The sequence below is a fragment of the Parenemella sanctibonifatiensis genome (assembly GCF_002250565.1).
GTDB lineage: Bacteria > Actinomycetota > Actinomycetes > Propionibacteriales > Propionibacteriaceae > Parenemella > Parenemella sanctibonifatiensis.
In genome coordinates this window covers 306,895-326,174 of sequence record NZ_NMVJ01000001.1, presented here as the reverse complement: position 1 = coordinate 326,174, position 19,280 = coordinate 306,895, and the positions used below count along the sequence as shown (strand labels likewise).

At 69.1% G+C, this 19,280-nt stretch carries 17 protein-coding genes; 10 read left to right on the top strand and 7 right to left on the bottom strand.

Annotation, left to right across the window (positions count from 1 at the left end; all coding sequences use genetic code 11):
- Window positions 1-33 precede the first annotated feature (33 nt).
- Entirely contained in the window at window positions 34-2,508 is a 2,475-nt protein-coding gene (locus CGZ91_RS01605; RefSeq protein WP_094452222.1) for a UvrD-helicase domain-containing protein, read from the top strand.
- A gap of 81 nt (window positions 2,509-2,589) precedes the next feature.
- On the opposite strand, the gene CGZ91_RS01600 is transcribed toward CGZ91_RS01605, so the two are convergent.
- Window positions 2,590-3,726, bottom strand: a complete 1,137-nt coding sequence (locus CGZ91_RS01600) for a M23 family metallopeptidase (RefSeq protein WP_179229167.1) — start codon at window positions 3,724-3,726, stop codon at window positions 2,590-2,592.
- A 317-nt stretch (window positions 3,727-4,043) separates the two neighbouring features.
- On the opposite strand from CGZ91_RS01600, the gene sucC reads away from it, so the two are divergent.
- Window positions 4,044-5,219: an ADP-forming succinate--CoA ligase subunit beta gene (sucC, locus tag CGZ91_RS01595; protein WP_094452220.1), complete on the top strand. Its 1,176-nt coding sequence runs from the start codon at window positions 4,044-4,046 to the stop codon at window positions 5,217-5,219.
- A gap of 18 nt (window positions 5,220-5,237) precedes the next feature.
- A complete protein-coding gene (gene sucD / locus CGZ91_RS01590) occupies window positions 5,238-6,131 on the top strand; it encodes a succinate--CoA ligase subunit alpha (RefSeq protein WP_094452219.1) in 894 nt (297 codons plus the stop codon).
- A gap of 142 nt (window positions 6,132-6,273) precedes the next feature.
- On the opposite strand, the gene CGZ91_RS01585 is transcribed toward sucD, so the two are convergent.
- Window positions 6,274-6,714, bottom strand: a complete 441-nt coding sequence (locus CGZ91_RS01585) for a DUF1772 domain-containing protein (protein WP_229116355.1) — start codon at window positions 6,712-6,714, stop codon at window positions 6,274-6,276.
- Between the two features lie 103 nt (window positions 6,715-6,817).
- On the opposite strand from CGZ91_RS01585, the gene CGZ91_RS01580 reads away from it, so the two are divergent.
- Together CGZ91_RS01580 and CGZ91_RS01575 are read left to right on the top strand one after the other, a co-directional pair.
- Window positions 6,818-7,420 carry a TetR/AcrR family transcriptional regulator gene (locus CGZ91_RS01580; RefSeq protein WP_094452217.1) on the top strand — a complete coding sequence of 201 codons (603 nt, stop codon included), beginning with the start codon at window positions 6,818-6,820 and terminating at the stop codon, window positions 7,418-7,420.
- A complete protein-coding gene (locus CGZ91_RS01575; protein WP_229116354.1) occupies window positions 7,417-8,355 on the top strand; it encodes a DNA-3-methyladenine glycosylase family protein in 939 nt (312 codons plus the stop codon). The genes CGZ91_RS01580 and CGZ91_RS01575 overlap by 4 nt, the downstream gene beginning before the upstream one ends.
- Window positions 8,356-8,382: 27 nt before the next feature.
- Here CGZ91_RS01575 and CGZ91_RS01570 read toward each other — a convergent pair whose 3' ends face one another.
- The gene (locus CGZ91_RS01570) at window positions 8,383-10,128 is read right to left on the bottom strand and encodes a hypothetical protein (protein ID WP_144008452.1); all 1,746 of its coding nucleotides are present in this window, start codon (window positions 10,126-10,128) and stop codon (window positions 8,383-8,385) included.
- A gap of 149 nt (window positions 10,129-10,277) precedes the next feature.
- Between CGZ91_RS01570 and CGZ91_RS01565 the strand changes: the two genes are divergently transcribed.
- The 5 genes from CGZ91_RS01565 to CGZ91_RS01545 are packed head-to-tail and all read left to right on the top strand — an operon-like array spanning window position 10,278 to window position 14,922.
- Window positions 10,278-11,477 (top strand): cell division protein PerM, encoded by a 1,200-nt coding sequence (locus tag CGZ91_RS01565; protein WP_094452214.1) that lies wholly within the window; start codon window positions 10,278-10,280, stop codon window positions 11,475-11,477.
- A 33-nt stretch (window positions 11,478-11,510) separates the two neighbouring features.
- Complete coding sequence (gene purN, locus CGZ91_RS01560; RefSeq protein ID WP_094450584.1) at window positions 11,511-12,188, top strand: phosphoribosylglycinamide formyltransferase; 678 nt, start codon at window positions 11,511-11,513, stop codon at window positions 12,186-12,188.
- Window positions 12,185-13,756, top strand: coding sequence for a bifunctional phosphoribosylaminoimidazolecarboxamide formyltransferase/IMP cyclohydrolase (gene purH, locus CGZ91_RS01555; protein WP_094452213.1), 1,572 nt, complete (start codon window positions 12,185-12,187; stop codon window positions 13,754-13,756). The genes purN and purH overlap by 4 nt, the downstream gene beginning before the upstream one ends.
- Before the next feature lie 24 nt (window positions 13,757-13,780).
- Window positions 13,781-14,638: a bifunctional methylenetetrahydrofolate dehydrogenase/methenyltetrahydrofolate cyclohydrolase gene (locus CGZ91_RS01550; protein ID WP_094452212.1), complete on the top strand. Its 858-nt coding sequence runs from the start codon at window positions 13,781-13,783 to the stop codon at window positions 14,636-14,638.
- On the top strand, window positions 14,638-14,922 hold the full coding sequence (locus tag CGZ91_RS01545; RefSeq protein ID WP_094452211.1) for a DUF3017 domain-containing protein: 285 nt from the start codon (window positions 14,638-14,640) through the stop codon (window positions 14,920-14,922). Before CGZ91_RS01550 ends, CGZ91_RS01545 begins: the two co-directional genes overlap by 1 nt.
- An 18-nt stretch (window positions 14,923-14,940) precedes the next feature.
- Here the strand turns inward: CGZ91_RS01545 and CGZ91_RS01540 are convergent, their stop codons facing one another.
- From CGZ91_RS01540 to CGZ91_RS01525, 4 genes are all read right to left on the bottom strand, one after another.
- The gene (locus CGZ91_RS01540; RefSeq protein ID WP_094450580.1) at window positions 14,941-15,426 is read right to left on the bottom strand and encodes a DUF4190 domain-containing protein; all 486 of its coding nucleotides are present in this window, start codon (window positions 15,424-15,426) and stop codon (window positions 14,941-14,943) included.
- A 108-nt stretch (window positions 15,427-15,534) separates the two neighbouring features.
- Entirely contained in the window at window positions 15,535-16,524 is a 990-nt protein-coding gene (locus tag CGZ91_RS01535) for a malate dehydrogenase (protein WP_094452210.1), read from the bottom strand.
- 68 nt (window positions 16,525-16,592) lie between these two features.
- Window positions 16,593-18,341: a SulP family inorganic anion transporter gene (locus tag CGZ91_RS01530; RefSeq protein ID WP_094452209.1), complete on the bottom strand. Its 1,749-nt coding sequence runs from the start codon at window positions 18,339-18,341 to the stop codon at window positions 16,593-16,595.
- A 66-nt stretch (window positions 18,342-18,407) separates the two neighbouring features.
- A complete protein-coding gene (locus tag CGZ91_RS01525) occupies window positions 18,408-19,253 on the bottom strand; it encodes a formyltetrahydrofolate deformylase (RefSeq protein WP_179229209.1) in 846 nt (281 codons plus the stop codon).
- Window positions 19,254-19,280 lie beyond the last annotated feature (27 nt).

The following is a 19,280-nucleotide window of genomic DNA, read 5'->3' as shown; positions in this document are numbered from 1 at the left end:
GACCGGGGGCGGCTCGACTAGGCTGGACCGGTCATGTCGGATTCCTTGTTTCCAGCTTTCGTGCCCGCCGATCCAGCCGCTCCCAGCCGCGCGCCAGCGGAGGATCCGGCGACCAAGTCCGCCGGCAACAAGCGGCCCCGGCTCACCGCCGCGGACCTCCTCAAGGGTCTCAATGATGCCCAGCGGGAAGCCGTCAGTCACGAGGGTGGGCCGGTGTTGGTGGTCGCCGGCGCAGGTTCGGGCAAGACCCGGGTGCTGACCCGTCGGATCGCCTGGTTGGTCGCGGAGAGGAACGTGCATCCTGGTTCGATCCTGGCGATCACCTTCACCAACAAGGCGGCCGCCGAGATGCGTTCTCGGGTGGCTGAGCTGATCGGCAATCGGGCCAAGCTGATGTGGGTCTCGACCTTCCACTCCGCCTGCGTTCGGATCCTGCGGGCCGAGATCGGTGCCTTCGGCATGAAGCGCGGTTTCTCGATCTATGACGACGCCGACTCCAAGCGACTGATGCAGCTGGTGATCAAGGACCTGGGCCTGGACTCCAAGCGCTATCCCGTGCGTACGGTCATGAACTGGGTCTCCTCCCTCAAGAACGAGCTGGTCGACCCCGAATCGGCGAGCACGCACGTACGCTCGCCCTTCGACGAGCCGATGGTGGAGGCCTATCGGGAGTACCAACGCCGGCTCCGGCAGGCAGAGGCCCTCGACTTCGACGACCTGATTTCCACGACCGTCCATCTGCTGCGCGCCTTCCCAGCCGTACGCGAGCAGTATCGCCGCCGGTGCCGGCACGTGCTGGTCGATGAGTACCAAGACACCAACCACGCCCAGTACGCGCTGGTGCGCGAGCTGTGCGGGGAGGTCGACGCGGGCCCGGACGAGCCGGTGGTGGAGCCGGCGGACCTGATGGTGGTCGGCGACTCCGACCAGTCGATCTATGCCTTCCGAGGCGCGACGATTCGCAACATCATCGACTTCGAGCGGGACTTCCCGGGCGCCTCCACGGTGACCCTGGACCAGAACTACCGTTCCACCCAGAACATCCTCACGGCCGCCAACCAGGTCATCGTGAAGAACCCCGAGCGCCGGGACAAGAAGCTGTGGTCGGCCGCCGGCGACGGCGAACAGATCGTGGGCTACGTCGCCGACACCGAACACGAAGAAGCCCAGTTCATTGCCTCGGAGATCGATCGGCTGCACGACCAGGGCACGGGCTACAACGAGGTCGCGGTCTTCTATCGCACCAATGCCCAGTCCCGCGCCTTCGAGGACGTCTTCATCCGCACCGGGCTGCCCTACAAGGTGGTCGGTGGGGTGCGGTTCTATGAGCGCAAGGAGATCCGTGATGCGATCGCCTATCTGCGTGCGATCGCCAACCCCAGCGATGACGTGTCGGTGCGCCGGATCCTCAACGTGCCCCGCCGCGGCATCGGTGCCAAGGCCGAGGAGGCACTGGAACGGTGGGCGGCCCAGCACCGGGTGTCCTTCGCGGATGCCCTGCCGCACGCGGGAGAGTTGGGGCTGGCGAGCCGATCGGTACGTCAGATCCAGGGTTTCGTGGAGTTGATGGACCAGCATCGCGAGATGGTCGCAGCCGGCGAGCCGGCCGATGCGGTGCTGTCGAGCATCCTGCGGGCCTCAGGCTATGTGGCCGAACTGGAACAGAGCACCGATCCCCAGGACGAGACCCGGTTGGAGAACCTTGTCGAACTCGTCTCGGTGGCCCAGGAGTTCGTCGCCGCGGCGACCACCACCGACCTCACCGAGGCGGACCTCGAGGAGGATGCTGAGGAAGCGCTCGAGCAGGGCCCGCCCGACGGCGATGCCGGCGCCGAGCTGGCGCAGAACGGACTCAATGTGGCCGGCGCGCCGGAGCCGGACGACTCCCTGCCGGCCTTCCTGGAACGGGTGGCGCTGGTCGCCGATGCCGACCAGATCCCGGATGCGGACAACCAGATGGTCACCCTGATGACGCTGCACACCGCCAAGGGGTTGGAATTCGACACGGTCTTCCTCACCGGCTTCGAGGACGGCATGTTCCCGCACCAGCGCACGTTGGCCGATCCGGCCGAGATCGCCGAGGAGCGGCGACTGGCGTACGTCGGACTCACCCGGGCCAGGCGTCGGCTCTATCTCACCCGCAGCCAGGTCCGGTCGATGTTCGGCAGCCCGCAACACAACCCGGCCAGCCGATTCTGGAGCGACATCCCCGAGCACCTGATGGACTGGCGCCGGGTCGGCACCGTCGGCGGCTGGCGCAGCAGCGTCGGTCCACGGCAGCGCGAGGCCGAGACGTCGGTGCGCAGCATCGGCTCGGGCATCCCCAGCGCGTCGACGCGCAACGAACTGCAGGTCGCCACCGGGGATCGGGTGCTGCACAGCACCTTCGGGATGGGGACGGTGGTCGCCACCCACGGCGCCGGTCGCAACCTCAAGGCCGATGTGGACTTCGGATCGGCTGGCCTGAAGCGGCTGCTGGTGCAGCGCGCCCCGCTCGAAAAGCTCTGAGCCGCACGCCATCCCCACGTACGCCAAACGGCGCCCGCCGAAGCGGACGCCGTCTGGAGGGGCTGGTGTGGAAGGGCTTGGTCAGCCGACCTGGACGCCGAGGCTGCGCAGGAAAGCGGCGGGATCGCGGCTCTCGTACACACTGCCTGGGCGGGTGCCCGGCGGGTAGTACTCGAAGTGGAGGTGCGGGCCGGACACGTTGCCGGTCGAGCCGACGTAGCCGATCAACTGGCCCGCGGTCACGGTCTGGCCGGGCTGGGCGACCTTGGCGGACATGTGGGCGTACAGGGTGCCGGAGCCGTCCGAGGCGCGGATGATGACGTGGTTGCCGGCCCAGCCACCCGCGGTGGAGGCGAGCACGACGCCATCGACGGCGGCATAGATCGGGGTGCCGTTGGGAGCGCCGAAGTCCAGGCCGGTGTGGTAGCGACCCCAGTAGGGGCCGGTCTGACCCCAGCGAGCGGTGACCCGGGCGGGGGAGGGCACCGGCAGCGCACCCTTGCCGCTGATCTCGCCCATCGGCGGGAATTCGAAGTTGGGCGGCAGGGTGAGGCCGTTGCCGGCCAGAGCAGCTTCGCGCTGACGCTTCTGCTCTTCCTCCTGCTTGCGCTTCTCCTCGACCAGGCGCTCCTGCTCCTGGGCGATCTGCTGATCGCGTTCGGCCTTCTGCTCCTCGCGGCGATCGGCAACTGCACCACCGGAAGTCTTGTCAGCATTGCGGCTGGTCTCGTTCAGGGAGCTGCTGCGCTGCTGCTCGACCTGGGCGCCGACCGCCTTGTCCAATCGGCTCTGCAGGGGAGTGGTGCTCTGGCCGTCACCCTGGTTGAAGCTGCTGAGGCCGCCGTCCTCGCCCTCGTCGCTGGAGGTCGCCTTGCGCTCCTCGGTCATGCTGAGCGCGGCCTCGCTGCGCTCGCTGATCGACAGCGGGCGGGGCTCGGCCGCCGTGATGTTGGGTTGGTCACTCTGCAAGCCCGCCACCGGGTGGGTGTCAGTTGCCTGCGCTGAGGAGGTCATGGCGACCGTGCCCATCAGCACCAGTCCGAGACCGGAGATGGCACAGGTGGCCAGTCCGTGACGCAGCATCGCGCCCCAAGAAAGGTCCTCGTCGGCGGCGTCGAGTGCTTCGGCCTTGTCATCGGTCGCTGCGGCGGGCTCTGTCTCCAGAGCTCGACGCGCGCGCCGCTTGCCCACCAGGCGGCCTACGAGTCCTGCGTTCACCGACACTCGCTCCTCAGTACGACTTCTGCTGTGCTGCGTCACCCGGGTGTGTGGGAAGGGCTCCGACTCAGCCGCGAGCAACCTTAGCATTTCTCAGGGTGAACCGGTAATGGCTTCAGGAATCTTCTCACGGGACCGAGAAAACCTGTTCACGGCAGCCCCAAACTGGCCCCCGATGGCGTTGTGAGGGCCTGAGCACTAGTGTTTCCAAGAGAAACCCAAGCCAGGGTTGAGCGTCCGCAGGGGCGCCCTCCGGTCCGGGAGGGCCGGTGCACGTGACGTTGGGTGTACTGGCACCCAGACAGGATGGAGCCGTCGTGGATCTGTACGAATACCAGGCGCGTGACATGTTCGAGAAGCACGGTGTGCCCGTGCTTCGCGGCATCGTCGCCACCACACCCGAGGAGGCCAAGGCTGCCGCTGAGCAGCTCGGCACCAGTGTCGTGGTGGTGAAGGCGCAGGTGAAGACCGGCGGCCGCGGCAAGGCCGGCGGCGTCAAGCTGGCGCGCAGTCCGCAGGAGGCCGCCGACCACGCCGAGCAGATTCTTGGCATGGACATCAAGGGCCACACGGTCCACAAGGTCATGATCGCCGAGGGCGCCGACATCGCCGAGGAGTACTACTTCTCCGTGCTGCTGGACCGCAGCGAGCGGGCCTACCTCGCCATGTGCTCCAAGGAGGGCGGCATGGAGATCGAGCAGCTCGCCGTTGAGCGCCCTGAGGCGCTGGCGCGCGTCTCGGTCGATCCGCTGGTCGGCATCGACGCGGCCAAGGCTGCCGAGATCGTCGAGGCCGCCGGCTTCGACGAGGCCGACCGGGCCGCGATCGCCGACGTGCTGGTCAAGCTCGGCGGAGTGTACGCCGCGGAGGACGCCTCGCTGGTCGAGGTCAACCCGCTGGTCAAGACCGGTGACGGCAAGATCGTCGCACTGGACGGCAAGGTCACCCTCGACGAGAACGCCGAGTTCCGCCACGAGGACCACGCTGCGCTTGCCGACGTCTCCGCGACTGACCCGCTCGAGGTCGCCGCCAAGGAGAAGGGTCTCAACTACGTCAAGCTCGACGGCAGCGTCGGCATCATCGGCAACGGTGCCGGCCTGGTGATGAGCACCCTGGACGTCGTCGCGTACGCCGGCGAGGAATTCCCGGGGCAGCCCAAGCCCGCCAACTTCCTCGACATCGGCGGCGGCGCCAACGCCGAGGTGATGGCCAACGGTCTGGGCATCATCCTGGGTGACGCCCAGGTGAAGAGCGTCTTCGTGAACGTCTTCGGCGGCATCACCGCCTGTGACGCAGTCGCCAACGGCATCGTCCAGGCCTTTGCGCTGCTGGCCGAGGCCGGCACCGAGCCGAAGCCGCTGGTCGTCCGTCTGGACGGCAACAACGCGGTGGAGGGTCGCCGGATCCTGACCGAGGCGAACCTGCCGCTGCTGGAGCAGGTAGACACCATGGACGGCGCCGCCAAGCGGGCCGCCGAGCTGGCCGCGAACTGAGTAAGGGACGAGTAGACAATGGCAATTTTCCTCAATGCTGATTCCAAGGTCATCGTCCAGGGCATGACCGGCTCCGAGGGCATGAAGCACACCCAGCGCATGCTCAACTCGGGCACCCAGATCGTCGGCGGCACCAACCCCCGCAAGGCCGGCACCACCGTCACCTTCGAGGGCGACACCGAGGTGCCTGTCTTCGGGACCGTCGCCGAGGCGATGGAGGCCACCGGCGCGAACGTGTCGGTGATCTTCGTTCCGGCCAAGTTCACCAAGGCTGCTGTCGTCGAGGCCATCGAGGCCAAGATGCCGCTGGTGGTGTGCATCACCGAGGGTGTCCCGGTCAAGGACACCGCGGAGTTCTACACCCTGGCCGCCGAATCGGGCAGCACGCGCCTGATCGGTCCGAACTGCCCCGGCGTCATCACCCCGGGCCAGTCCAACGCCGGCATCATCCCCGCCGACATCGCCCCCAACCCCGGCAAGATCGGCCTGGTGTCGAAGTCGGGCACGCTGACCTACCAGATGATGTACGAACTGCGGGACTTCGGCTTCTCGAGCGCCGTCGGCATCGGCGGCGACCCGATCATCGGCAGCACCCACATCGACTGCCTGCAGGCCTTCCAGGACGACCCCGAGACCGAAGCGATCGTCATGATTGGCGAGATCGGTGGCGACGCGGAGGAGCGGGCTGCGGCCTTCATCCAGGCCAATGTCACCAAGCCGGTGGTCGCCTACGTCGCGGGCTTCACCGCGCCGGAGGGCAAGACCATGGGCCACGCCGGCGCGATCGTGTCCGGCTCGGCCGGCACCGCCGCCGCGAAGAAGGAGGCCCTCGAGGCTGCCGGCGTACAGGTCGGCAAGACCCCGAGCGAGACCGCCAACCTGATGCGGGAAATCATGAGCTCGCTGAGCTGACCCACGCACGACACGACTGAGCCGGGCCCCGATCGGGGGCCCGGCTCAGTGCTTTCCTGGGGCGGCGGGGCAAAGGGTCGGGCCGGCGTACGCCTGTGGCGCCGGCCGGCACCGCGTGTCATGGCGCGGTGGCCACCGCGTGTCATGGCGCGGTGGCCACCGCGACGCACACCAGGAGGAAGCCGATCAACTGCAGGCTGCCTCGAATCGCCTGGAAGATGTCCCAGCGGCGCCGCATCGGGATGAATCCCTCCGGTGCGCTGGTGCCCTTGATGAAGAAGGTGCGCAGGTTGATCGGAACGTTGCCGAGGATGGTGGCGATCAAGGCAATGGTGAGCACGACAGCGGCGGCGATGCACCAGGCGTTTCCGGTGGTCCCGGCGCCGATCCCCGCCAGGATCGGCGCGGCGGTCATGCCGACCGGCATCGCCGCGCCGAACGTGCGCAACAGTCCCTGCTCCATCACGAGCTGGCTGTCCTCGGGGAGTCGACGGATCACCGGGTGCACCAGGCACACCGAGGCAAACTCGGCGCAGCCGACAAATCCGGTGGCGGCCAGAGTGAAGAACAGCAGCAGGTCCACGACGGAACTCCTCGGGTTGGCGGACAGGATTGCGAGCAATGTAAACACCGTGCACATTAATGGTGCGTTGACACGATAGGTCGCCTGGGTTAACACTGTCAACATGGCCTACCACCACGGGAACCTCCGCGCCGAGTTGGTGCGGATCGGGGTCGAGCTCGCCGCCGACGGGGGACCCGAGGCCGTGGTGTTGCGCGAGGTGGCCAGGCGAGCAGGGGTCTCGGCCTCGGCGGCGTACCGGCACTTCAGCGGCCAGGATGAACTCCGTGACGCGATCCTTCAGGCCGCGCTCGCCGCGCTGCACCGGCGGATCTGTTTGGAGCTGGCGTGGCTGGCGCCCGGCGCGAGTCATGCCGAGGTGCTGCTGGCGGCCGGCCGGGGCTACTTCGGTTTCGGGGTGGAGGAGTCTGACCTCTTCCGGGCGTTGGTCAGCCGGCAACCGATGCACCCGTCTGAGGATCCGGACCCGTTTCGGCTGCTGGTGCAGCTCGTGCGGGAGGCGCTGCCGGACGCCGACGAGGCGGCATTGTTTCGCCACACCGTCACGTTGTGGTCGGCCGTGCACGGATACACCTCGCTGTGTGGCGTCGGTGCGCTGCATTCGCTGCCGGTCGCCCAGAAGTACACGATGCTCGAATCGGTGCTGATGCCGGCGGTCACGGCTGTCTTGCGGCTCCCCGACGGGGCGGGGCAGTCCGAATCGTGACCGGACAAACGGAAGACGTGCGGGTCTGGATCTCGGACCGGCCGATTGAGTTGGCCTCGCTGTGGTCGACCTGGCGACGCGGGTCGGGGGACCCGACGTACCGGATCACAGCGGGGCGGCACTGGCGTGGTCTGCTCACGCCAGCGGGGCCCGCGACGCTGGCGGTCAGCGTCCGGGCCGACCTGCGTGAGGTGCGCGCGCAGGCATGGGGGGCCGGGTCGGACTGGGTGCTGGACCAGTTGCCCGCGATGCTCGGCGATGCCGACGACACCGCGGGTGACTTCCAGCCCCAGCATCCGGTGCTGCAGCAGGCCTGGCAGCGCCACCGGCATTGGCGGGTGACCCGCGGCGGCATGGTGTGGCCGGCCCTGTACGCCGCGATCCTGGAGCAGAAAGTCACCGGCCAGGAAGCGTTCGGGGGGCAGGGGCGGCTGGTGCGGGCCTACGGGAGTCCGGCGCCCGGATCAGCGACGGAAGTGAAAGAGCTGGGGCTGATGGTGCCGCCGGGGCCGGAGACCGTACGCCAGATCCCCAGCTGGGAATGGATCCGGATGCCCGTCGGTCCCGAACGCAGCGCAGCCGTGGTGCGGGCGGCCGCTGTGGCGGACCGGCTCGAGGAGAGCCTGGCGATGAGCAGCCAAGACGCCGATCGACGGCTGCAGGCGGTGCCCGGCGTCGGGCCCTGGACCTCTGCTGAGGTACGCCAGCGAGCCCACGGCGACCCGGACGCGATCAGCCTCGGTGACTACCACGTCGGCAAGAACATTGGCTGGGCGCTGGCGGGGGAGCGGGAGGCCGATGATGCGCGCGCCGCCGAACTGTTGCAGCCCTACCTCGGACACCGCTATCGGGTGCAGCGACTGTTGGAAATGGCCGGTGCGACCCGGCCCCGACGCGGCCCCAGAATGGCGCCGCGGCGACACCTGCCGCGCTGAGCGGTGTACGGCTCAGCCGGGGGGTGGTCAGGCAGCCTGCGTCAGCCGCTCGCCGGCGCGCTTGGCGACGGCGGTCCACTGCTCGTCGGTCCAGTTGAAGTCCTCGCGAGGCGTCATCAACAGGTAGACCATCGTGTTGCCCTGGGTGAGGATCGCGACCCGGAACTGTGCCGACTGGCCCTGTCCGACGGCCTGGGTGACCTTGATGGTGCTGCCGGAGTAGGTCGCTCCGTCGACACCCTGGCCCTCGAAGGGGACGGGGTCCTCGACGCGCGGGGTCAGGCTGCGCTCGGGGCACTCCTCGATGTTGGTGAGGATGGTCTCGGCGTACTCCTGTGCCTTCTGCTCGTCAGGGAAGGTCAGCACCAGCTGGTCCACACCGAAGTCGGTCGGCGCCCGCGGGTCATCGGCCAACAGGTACGTCCGCTGCTCGCGCTCGTCCGGGCCAGCGTCCTCGGCGAAGTCGACCGCCTCACACTGGGTGGTGGTCAAGTCGATGTTGGTGGTCGGATCCAAGGCGTTCCAGCGACCCGAGCCCGGGCGTACCCGTGGCAGGTCGCCGCCGGCGAGCCAGCCCGGGGTGGCGCCACTGGCGGGCGGAGGGGTCGGGGTGGCTTCCGGATCGAGGCTGCACAGGCCGCCGGTCAGGCTGCACTGACGATCCACCGCACCGGTCATGGCCTGGGCCAGCTCGCGGGTGTCGGCGGGGCGCTCGGCCGTGACAATGTCGACCACGTTGATCGCCGATCCGGTGCGCACCAGCGCAACAACGTGATATTCGGCGGTCTGTTCCTGACGTACCACCTGGACTGCAACGGCCTCGTCGCCGAGCTGGGAGATCTCCGCGGCACCCATGATGTAGAGCGGCTGCAGGGTGCAGTCACCCAACTGGGCCTTGCGCAGGTCGAAGACCTGCTCGGCGGCGGCGACATCGGCGTACGCCTCAGCGCGGTGCAGCACCGCCGTGACCGATCCGGGCACCGTCAGCGTCCGCAGCATGGCTTCGCTGGGCACCGGTGCGCTCGGGTCGTTCATCTGGATGCAGCGCGGTTGGCTGGACTCGGCCGTGATCTGCTCGGTGGTCTCCTCGACCTGCCAGGTCTGGCCGCCGATGGCCGACAGGTCCACCGGGTCGAGCATCGAGACATCCGTGAGCTTGTCCACCTGGGTCGGCTCCGGATCAGTGGCGGGCACCGAGGGAGAAGCGGCCATCTCGCCACGATTCATCGGCAGCACGAAGGCGGCGACGAGGGCGACGATGACGGTGGCCGCGGCAATCCCGACGGCAATGCTGGTGCGGACACCGCGCTTGGACTCCGGGGCCGTGGCGTGGACGGCGATGTCACTGGCGCGGACCGTGCTGGCGCGGCGCTCGGCCTGCTGCCGGGTCTGCAACTGCTTGGGACGATCGTGGATGGCGCCGGGCGCCAGGAACTCCGGGGCACTGCCGGATCCGATGGTCGAGGCCGGGGTCGGGGCGCTGGTGTCGGCGTCCTCAGCCTCGGGCTCGAGGTCCTCGCTGTCCGAGGCGCTGTCGTCATCGACAGTCTCGGGCTCGCTCTCCTCGGCCTCCGCGGCGGTGTCCTCGGCATCGTCGTCGGCGGGCGACTCCTCGGCCACCTGCGGCTCCGGATCAGCGACAACTCCGAGAAGTCGGCGGCCCCGCGGCGTTTCGACGGCGGGCTCGTCCGGGCCTTCGTCTAGGGTTGAGGCGTTCGGCTCGGAGGGTTCAGGGAGCGCGCGACGAGCGCGACGCGGTGTCTCATCGGACACGCGGACTCCTTCCCTAGAGGCAAATGTGACGGTCCCGCGAGCGGGCAGAGGAAGCCCACGATACTCGGTCGGGTCGACCGAGACCATTTTTGTTGGGAGGACACCCAGTGCCAAGCCCCAGGAGCCCACGTTCAGCAACCCGGCTGCGCGTGACTCGACCAGACCCGGAACCGGATCAGGAGCATCCGCTGAAGCGGTGGTTGCCGTGGCAGGTGGCGGCGGCGCTGGCCGGGCTCGCTGCTGCCGCGGCGGGCTGGCTGTTGGCGACCGCGATCGCCGGGGTCGGTTGGGTGTCGGCCCCGGTGGGCGGCTTCCCGGTCCAGCTCGGCACCCAGTTCTGGCTGCTCGCCAACGGCGCCGGCGGCGTGATCGACGGGGTCCTGGTGACGCTGACTCCACTCGGCTTCACCGGCCTGATGGTGCTGATCCTGCACTGGCTCACCGGCTGGGCCGCCCGGATCGCCCAACCGGATGGCAAGGACGACCCGCCGCTGGCTGCCCTGCTGGGCCCGGCCGGCATCGCTGCCGCCGGCTACCTGGTGCCCCTGCTGACCGTGGCCGGCACCCTCGGCAGCCAGGAACAACTGATCCGAGCCGCCATCGCCGGCACCGTCATCGCCGCGATCGGTGCGCTGTGGGGTGCGTACGCCGGAGCCTCCCAGCTGCCCTGGCGCGGCTGGCCCCGGTGGTTGCGAGCGGTGCCGCGCGCTGTGCTGGCGTCATTGCTGGTGCTGACGGCGGCCGCCAGCGCCGTGCTGGCGTACGCCGTCGTCGACGGCGGCGCTCGGATGATCGGACTGGCCGACCACCTGCACCTCGGCTGGGTCGGCAACCTGGTGATGCTGCTGGCCCAGCTCGCCTATCTGCCCAACCTGTTGCTGTGGGTGGTTTCCTACGTCCTCGGCGCCGGCTTCACCCTGGGTGACGGTTCGCTGGTCTCCCCAGCGGCGACCCAACTTGGCCTGATGCCCGGCATCCCGGTGTTGGCCGTGGTGCCCGAGGCCGGCACCCAGACCGCCGCCCCGTGGCTGTGGCTGCTGGTGGGCGTCCTCGCGGGTGCCGTCGCGGCCGGATGGGTGGTGCAGGCGCGGCCGCGGGCCCGATTCGACGAAACCGCGCTGGCCGGTGGTCTGGCGGGAGTGGGCGCCGCCGCAGTGCTGCTGCTGTTCGCGTGGCTGTCGACGGGCAACCTCGGCACCGGACGACTGGTCGACCTGGGCCCGCGGCTGATCGAGCTGGCCCTGCTGGCACCCGGCGTGTTGGGCCTCAGTGGCGTCGCGGTCGGTCTGGTGTGGGGACTCGTGCGGCGTCCGCCACGAACGGACGCTGCCGCCAGCTCGGCAAACTGACCAACTGTCCGCTGACCAACTAGGGTTTGGGCTGTGTCTGCAACCACGGAGCCCCCGGCATCGGGATCGTCGCCGCGCATCGTCGTGCTCGCCTCCGGATCGGGCAGCCTGGCGCAGGCCCTCATCGCCGCCTGCAGCACCGGTGAGGTGCCGGCCCACGTGGTCGCCGTGGTGAGCGACCGGGCCGAGGCCGGCGTACACGAGCATGCCCGCGCTGCCGGCGTCCCGAGCCAGACCGTGGTCCTGGAACGTGGCGCTGATCGGGCCGCATGGGATGCCCGGCTGCGGGACGCCGTGGCCGCTCACAATCCGGACCTGGTGGTCAGCGCCGGTTTCATGCGGTTGGTCGGTGCGGCATTCCTGGCAGAGTTCGGCGGCCGGATGATCAACACCCATCCCTCGCTGCTGCCCTCCTTCCCGGGGGTCCACGGCCCCCGCGACGCACTCGCTGCCGGCGTACGGGTTGCCGGCACCTCGGTGTTCTGGGTCGATGCCGGCCTGGACACGGGCGCGATCATCGCCCAGGAGGCCGTACGCGTGCTGCCCACCGACACCGTCGACTCGCTCCACGAACGCATCAAGCAGGTCGAGCGGCCGCTGCTGGTCCAGGTCTGCGCCGAGATCGCCGCCGGCGTCCCGCACGACCACCTCACCCCGGGCCTGCGCCCGGCGACAACCCCGACCCCCACCACTGAAGGAGAACCCCGATGAGTCAGCAGCCCGAGACCCCGCAGGAACGCCGCCCGCTGCGTCGCGCCCTGGTGTCGGTCTATGACAAGGAAGGCCTGATCGAGGTCGCCTCCGAACTGAGCCGCGCCGGCGTCGAGATCGTCTCCACCGGCTCCACCGCCAAGCGGCTGCAGGATGCCGGCGTGCCGGTACGCCCGGTGGAGGAGGTGACAGGTTTCCCCGAGATGCTCGATGGTCGGGTCAAGACCCTGCACCCGCGGATCCACGCCGGCATCCTCGCCGACCTGCGGCAGCACAGCCACGGCGAGCAGCTGGAGCAGCACGACATCGGCGCCTTCGACCTGGTGATCAGCAACCTCTATCCCTTCGCGGAGACGGTGGCGGCCGGCCGCGACCAGGAGCAGTGCATTGAGCAGATCGACATCGGCGGTCCGGCGATGGTGCGTGCGGCCGCGAAGAACCACGCCAACGTCGCGATCATCACCTCCCCGGATCAGTACGAGCGGATCCCGATGGCGGTCGCCGCCGGCGGATTCACCCACCAGGAACGACGCGAACTGGCCGCGCAGGCCTTCCGGCACACCGCGGCGTACGACGTCCAGGTGGCGACCTGGCTGGGCGGCCTCGACGAGGACGAGACCGACTTCAGCCCGTGGACCGGCCGGACCTGGGAGAAGGTCAGTGACCTGCGCTACGGCGAGAACTCCCACCAGGGTGCCGCCATCTATCGCGACACCGCTGGCGGCGCCGGACTGCCGACCGCCAAGCAGCTGTGGGGCAAGGAGATGTCCTACAACAACTACGTCGACGCCGATGCCGCCCGCCGCGCAGCCGGCGACTTCCAGGAGCCTGCGGTCGCGATCGTCAAGCACGCCAACCCGTGCGGCATCGCGATCGGCGTCGACGTCGCCGAGGCCCACCGGCTCGCCCACGCCTGCGATCCCGTGTCGGCCTTCGGCGGCGTGATCGCGGCCAACCGGCCGGTGTCGGTGGAGATGGCCGAGGCGGTCGCCAAGATTTTCACCGAGGTGATCGTGGCGCCCGGCTACGAGGACGGCGCCGTCGAGGTGCTGAAGGGCCGCAAGAACCTGCGCATCCTCGAGTGCGACAACCGGGCCGTCGGCGGCCGCGAACTGCGGCTCATTGAGGGCGGCATGCTCGCCATGGATGCCGACGCCATCGACGCCGAGGGTGACGACCCGGGCATCTGGGAGCTCGTCAGCGGCGACCCTGCCGATGAGCAGGCCAAGGCCGACCTGATCTTCGCGTGGCGCGCCTGCCGCGCCGTGAAGTCCAACGCCATCCTGCTCGCCAGCGAGGGCGCCGCGGTCGGCATCGGCATGGGGCAGGTCAACCGGGTCGATTCCTGCCGGCTCGCGGTGGAACGCGCCGGCGATCGGGCGGCCGGCTCGGTGGCGGCCTCGGATGCGTTCTTCCCCTTCGCCGATGGGCTGGAGGTGCTGGCGGCCGGCGGCGTACGCGCGGTGGTCCAGCCCGGTGGGTCCACCCGGGACGGTGAGGTCATCCAGGCGGCACAGAAGGCCGGCATCACCATGTATCTGACCGGCACCCGCCACTTCTTCCACTGACCGCTTCCCGGACGAGGAGTTTCGATGGCTGCGACGCCGATGCTCGGCAAGCCGCTGGCCGAGACCATCAAGGCTGACCTGAGTCAGCGGGTGGCCCGGTTGCGCGCCCAGGGGATCACACCCGGACTGGGCACGATCCTGGTCGGCGACGACCCCGGGAGCCAGGCGTACGTGCGTGGCAAGCACCGCGACTGCGCCCAGGTCGGCATCACCTCGATCCAGGTGGAGTTGCCCGCCGAGGTCTCCCGGCAAGGCTTGGAGGCCGAGGTGATCCGCCTCAACGAGGACCCGGCCTGCACCGGCTACATCATCCAGTTGCCGCTGCCGAAGCATCTCGACGAAGATCGGGTGCTGGAGTTGATGGATCCGGACAAGGACGCCGACGGCCTGCATCCCACCAACTTGGGGCGGCTGGTGTTGGACGCCGAGGGGCCACTGCCGTGTACGCCCCGCGGCATCGTGCACATGTTGCGCGCGCACGGTGTCGAGTTGTCCGGTGCCGAGGTTTGCGTGATCGGTCGCGGCACCACCATCGGGCGACCGATGGGACTGCTGCTGACCAGCCGGGCGGTCAATGCGACCGTCACCACCTGCCACACCGGGACCACGGACCTGGCCGCCCACACCCGTGCCGCGGACGTCGTCATCGCCGGCGCCGGCGTACCGAACCTGGTGACCGGCCAGATGCTCCGGCCTGGAGCGGTGTGCGTCGCGGTGGGGATCACCCGCACCGAGGAGGGGCTGGTCGGCGACTTCGCCGCCGACGTCACCGACACCGCCTCGCTGATCGCTCCGGTTCCGGGCGGAGTCGGTCCACTGACCCGGGTGATGCTGCTGGCCAATGTGGTCGACCGAGCCGAGCAGCTGGCAGGACTGGACTGATGATGGCGCGGCCCCGCTCCAGCGGCACCGGCTGGCTGCCGCTGCTCGCGGTGCTGCTGCCGTGGGCGGTGGGGATGGTCATCCTGGCGCTGGGCCACTGGCGTACCGGATCGGTCGTCATCGGTGCCGGGCTGGTGCTGGGTGCCGTGTTGCGGCTGGTGCTGTCTCGTCAGCGGATCGGTCTGTTGCGGGTGCGGGACCGTGGCTTCGACATCGGCTGGTACACCCTGCTGGGTGCAGCGATCATCGTGTTGGCGATCGTGGTGCCCGGTGGCGGCACGTGAATCAGACGTGCCTGAACCTCAGGACACGCCGAGGGCGACCACCATCAGCATGACGAAGGCGATCATGCCCAGCGTGGACAAGGCGCCCATGACGATGCCGGCGATCGAGGTGCCGTTCTCGCCGCCGGGATTGCTGCGTACGCCGGCGATTCCCAGCCCCAACGCGAACGGGCCCAGCAGTGGCATCATCACCATCGACAGAATCCCCAGCACCAGCGCCGGAGTCCCGTAGTTGGAGGCGCTGCGACGCGGGTCGGGTCGGTAGGCAGGTGAGCTGTAGGGGCTGGCCTGGTGCAGGTAGGGATTGGGCTGCAACTGCTGGCGCGGCGGCGGTGCCGACGCCGAATGAAGATGGTCGGGGTAGCTCGCCGAGGCCGCGGAGTAGGGCCCGTAGTAGTCGGCGCTGGTGGGATTGCCGTAGAAATCAGCGGCAGAGTCAGCCGAATAGGGACCGAAGTCCTGCTCGTTGCCGTTGGCCTGATAGGGGTCGGTGGGCTGACTCATGGATCCAGTATGCCGCGCTGCCGGCGTACCCGAAATGTTCGCCGCCTCGACAGACAGAACTGGGCGGCCCCGACAGGTCGGGACCGCCCAGGTGGACCAGGATGAGGCTCAGGCCTCGATCAGACCCAGCTCGGTGACGGCCTGACGCTCCTCGACCAACTCAGCAGTGCTGGCATCGATCTTGGCGCGGCTGAAGTCGTCGATCTCCAGACCCTGGACGATGCTGTACTCGCCGTTGCTGACGGTGCAGGGGAAGGAGGAGATGATGCCTTCGGGGACCCCGTAGGAGCCGTCGGAGGGCACCGCCATCGAGGCCCAGTTGCCCTCGGGCGTACCGAGCACCCAGTCACGCATGTGGTCGACGGTGGCGTTCGCAGCTGAGGCAGCCGAGGAGGCGCCGCGGGCCTCGATGATCGCCGCACCACGCTTGGCGACGGTCGGGATGAAGTCGTTCTCCAGCCAAGCCTGGTCGTTGATGACCTCGGCGGCCGGCTTGCCGTTGATCTCCGCGTGGAAGATGTCGGGGTACTGGGTGGAGGAGTGGTTGCCCCAGATGGTCAGCTTCGTGATGTCGTTCACGCTGACGCCGGCCTTGGCGGCGAGCTGGGTCATGGCGCGGTTGTGGTCCAGTCGGGTCAGCGCGTTGAACCGCTCGGCCGGGATGTCGGGGGCGTTGCGCTGGGCGATCAGGGCGTTGGTGTTGGCCGGGTTGCCGGTCACCAGCACCTTGACGTCGTCGGCGGCGACCTCATTGAGGGCCTGGCCCTGGGCGGTGAAGATGGCGCCGTTCTTGCTGAGCAGGTCGGCGCGCTCCATGCCAGCCTTGCGCGGCATCGCGCCAACCAGCATCGCCAGGTTGACGCCGTCGAAGATCTCCTTGGGGTCATCGCCGATGACAATGTTGGTCAGATTCGGAAAGGCGCAGTCGTCGAGCTCCATGACGACACCCTCGAGAGCCTTGAGGGCCGGGGTGATCTCGAGCAGGCGCAGTTCGACCGGAGTGTCGCCGAGCAGCGAGCCACTGCCGATCCGGAACAGCAGGTTGTAGCAGATCTGGCCGGCGGCGCCGGTGACGGCGATCTTCACGGGTGTGGTCACAGTTTCCTTCTCCTCAGATGGCGTACGCCAGCAGCCTAGCGCCGACCGCTGGGGTCGGTGGTCGGCGGTCAGCGATCCGGTTCACTCTCGACGGCACGGGCACGGCGGACGTGGGACCGGGCGTGCTCCAGGGCTTCGTCGAAGGTGTCGAAGAGGTGCCGGTGGTGTCGCAGCGCGTCGACGACGCCGACCTTGCGCAGCAGTTCCGCGTGGCCGGGCCGGACGCCCTTGATCAACACGGTGATGCCGCGCTGCTCCAGGCCACGGATCAACTCGGACAGCACCCGGGCGCCGGAGCTGTCGACCGCCTCCAGCAGCGACATCCGCAGGATCACCACGGTCGCCGGGCCGACCGCCATCACGGTCTCGAAGACCCGTTCGGCCGAGACGAAGAAGAGCTGGCCGGTGAACCGCGCCGCCAGGATCTCCTCGTCGCCGGGCTGCGGATCCTCGCTCCGGATCGGTTCCAGGGTGACGCCGCTGCTGCGGGCGGTGCGACGCAGCGCGAACACGGCCGCCAGCACCACGCCGATCAGCACCGCAGCGATGAGGTCGAAGGCGACGGTGATGAGGGCGGTGAGGAGAAAGGTGAGGGCATCGGAGCGGCTGGACCGCAGGATGATGCGGGCCGTCGCCACATTCACCATCCGGACCGCGGTCAGGAAGAGGACGCCGGCCAGGGCCGCCAACGGGATGGTGCCGACCGGTCCGGAGGCGGCGTACACGACGGCCAACAGGATCACCGCGTGGATGATCGCGGCGAGACGGGTGCGGGCGCCGGCGCGGACGTTGACCGAGGTGCGCGCGATCGCGCCGGTGGCCGGCATGCCGCCGAACAACGACGACCCGATCGAGGCGACGCCCTGCCCAACCAACTCCCGGTCCGGGTCATAGACGCCCGTGTCGGCGAGGCCCGCGGCGACCCGCGCCGACAGCAGCGACTCGATCGCGGCCAGTGCCGCCACCGTGAGCGCGGCGGGCAACAGCGTGGCCACCAGGTCCGGATCCAGGGCCGGGAGGGACGGGGCCGGGAGTGCGGCCGGGATGGCGCCGATGGTCGCCAGCGGGTTCGGCACGACCAGCGCCAGCACCGCCACGATCGCGATCCCGATCAGCGACCCGGGCACCAGCGGATTGATCTTGGAGCAGACGATCATGCAGACCACCACGATCGCCACCGCCCCCAGCGCCCACGCCAGATGGAGCGGGTCCGCCTTGGCCAGCGACTGGATGGCGGCCACCAGCGCATTGGTGCTCAGCTCGCCGGGCGCGGCCTGCTCCGGTGAGGTCACCAGCGGGACCTGCTGGAGGAAGATGATGCAGGCGATGCCGAGGGTGAAGCCCTCGATGACCGGCCAGGGGATGATGCTCACGACCCGGCCCAGCCGCACTACGCCCGTGGCCAACACGATCAAACCGGCCAGCAGCGTCACCGCCGCGACCGCGCGGGCGCCATGGCTGGCGACGATCGGGAGCAACACCACGACCATCGCGCCGGTGGGGCCCGACACCTGCACGTTGGAACCGCCGAAGACCGCGGCCAGCAGGCCGGCGACGATCGCGGTGACCAGACCCTGTTCGGCGGTCAGACCGGAGCTGACGCCGAAGCCCAACGCCAGCGGCAACGCGACGATGCCGACCGTCACGCCGGCGACCAGATCGGCCTTCCACGTGCCCCGCAGACCCCGGTAGTCCGCCCGGCCCGGCAGCAACTCCGCGGTCTGGCGCAGCGCGGAGCGGGCCCGGTCCCGGAGCAATGTCCGGGCGTCATCGGCGGCGAGGCGGTCCGGGTCGATGGTGGGGAACTGGCGGTTCATCGGCGCACCTCCGGCAACTCAGACAGATCAGCGCGACTTGAGGCAGAACGGCTCAACTGACGTGACTCAGGGGAAGATGACGGTGCGGTTGCCGTCCAGGAAGACGCGGTGTTGGGCGTACAGCCGGACCGCCTCGGTGACGGTGCGGGACTCGACGTCCTCACCGACCGAGCGCAGGTCCTGCCAGGTGTGCTGGTGGGTGACCGGCTGGACGTTCTGCTCGATGATCGGGCCCTCGTCCAGGTCGGGCGTGACGAAGTGGGCGGTGGCACCGATCACCTTGACGCCGCGGGCGTGGGCCTGACGGTAGGGGTTCGCGCCCTTGAAACCGGGCAGGAAGGAGTGGTGGATGTTGATGGCGCGGCCGGCCAGTTCTTCGCACAGCTGCGGCGAGACGATCTGCATGTAGCGGGCCAGCACCACCAGCTCGACGTCCCGCTCGGCGACCGCTTCGCGTACCAACGCCTCGAAGACGTCCTTGTCCTCGGGGGTCGGGATCGGCTGGTGTCGGAAATCAACCCCGTAGAAGCCCGCCATCTCGGCCAGGTCGGGATGGTTGGCGAGGACGCCGGTCACCTCGATCGGCAACTGCCCGGTCTGCTGCCGATAGAGCAGCTGGTTGAGGCAGTGGCCGGCCTTGCTGGCGAGGATCAGCGTACGCATCGGCCGCCCGACCTGGTCGACGCTCACCTCGGCGTCCAACTCCTCCGCCAGCGCAGCCGCCGCATCGGTCAGCCCGCGCGCGCCGGTGACCTGGATCCGGGTGAAGAAGCGCAAGGTGTCGGTCGAGGAGAACTGCTGCAGCTCGGTGATGTTGCCTCCGCACTCCACGATCGCACCGGTGATCCGGTGCACGATGCCGGGCTGGTCAGCGCTCTGCAGCGTCAGGACCTGATCAGTGGACGTCATGATTCCCTCCTGCCAAAATTCCCTCCCTGG

Coding starts and splice junctions, on each gene's coding strand:
- CGZ91_RS01605 (WP_094452222.1), top strand. CDS start 34: ATGTCGGATTCCTTGTTTCCAGCTTTCGTGCCCGCCGATCCAGCCGCT.
- sucD (WP_094452219.1), top strand. CDS start 5,238: ATGGCAATTTTCCTCAATGCTGATTCCAAGGTCATCGTCCAGGGCATG.
- CGZ91_RS01580 (WP_094452217.1), top strand. CDS start 6,818: ATGGCCTACCACCACGGGAACCTCCGCGCCGAGTTGGTGCGGATCGGG.
- purH (WP_094452213.1), top strand. CDS start 12,185: ATGAGTCAGCAGCCCGAGACCCCGCAGGAACGCCGCCCGCTGCGTCGC.
- CGZ91_RS01550 (WP_094452212.1), top strand. CDS start 13,781: ATGGCTGCGACGCCGATGCTCGGCAAGCCGCTGGCCGAGACCATCAAG.
- CGZ91_RS01545 (WP_094452211.1), top strand. CDS start 14,638: ATGATGGCGCGGCCCCGCTCCAGCGGCACCGGCTGGCTGCCGCTGCTC.
- CGZ91_RS01540 (WP_094450580.1), bottom strand. CDS start 15,426: ATGAGTCAGCCCACCGACCCCTATCAGGCCAACGGCAACGAGCAGGAC.
- CGZ91_RS01530 (WP_094452209.1), bottom strand. CDS start 18,341: ATGAACCGCCAGTTCCCCACCATCGACCCGGACCGCCTCGCCGCCGAT.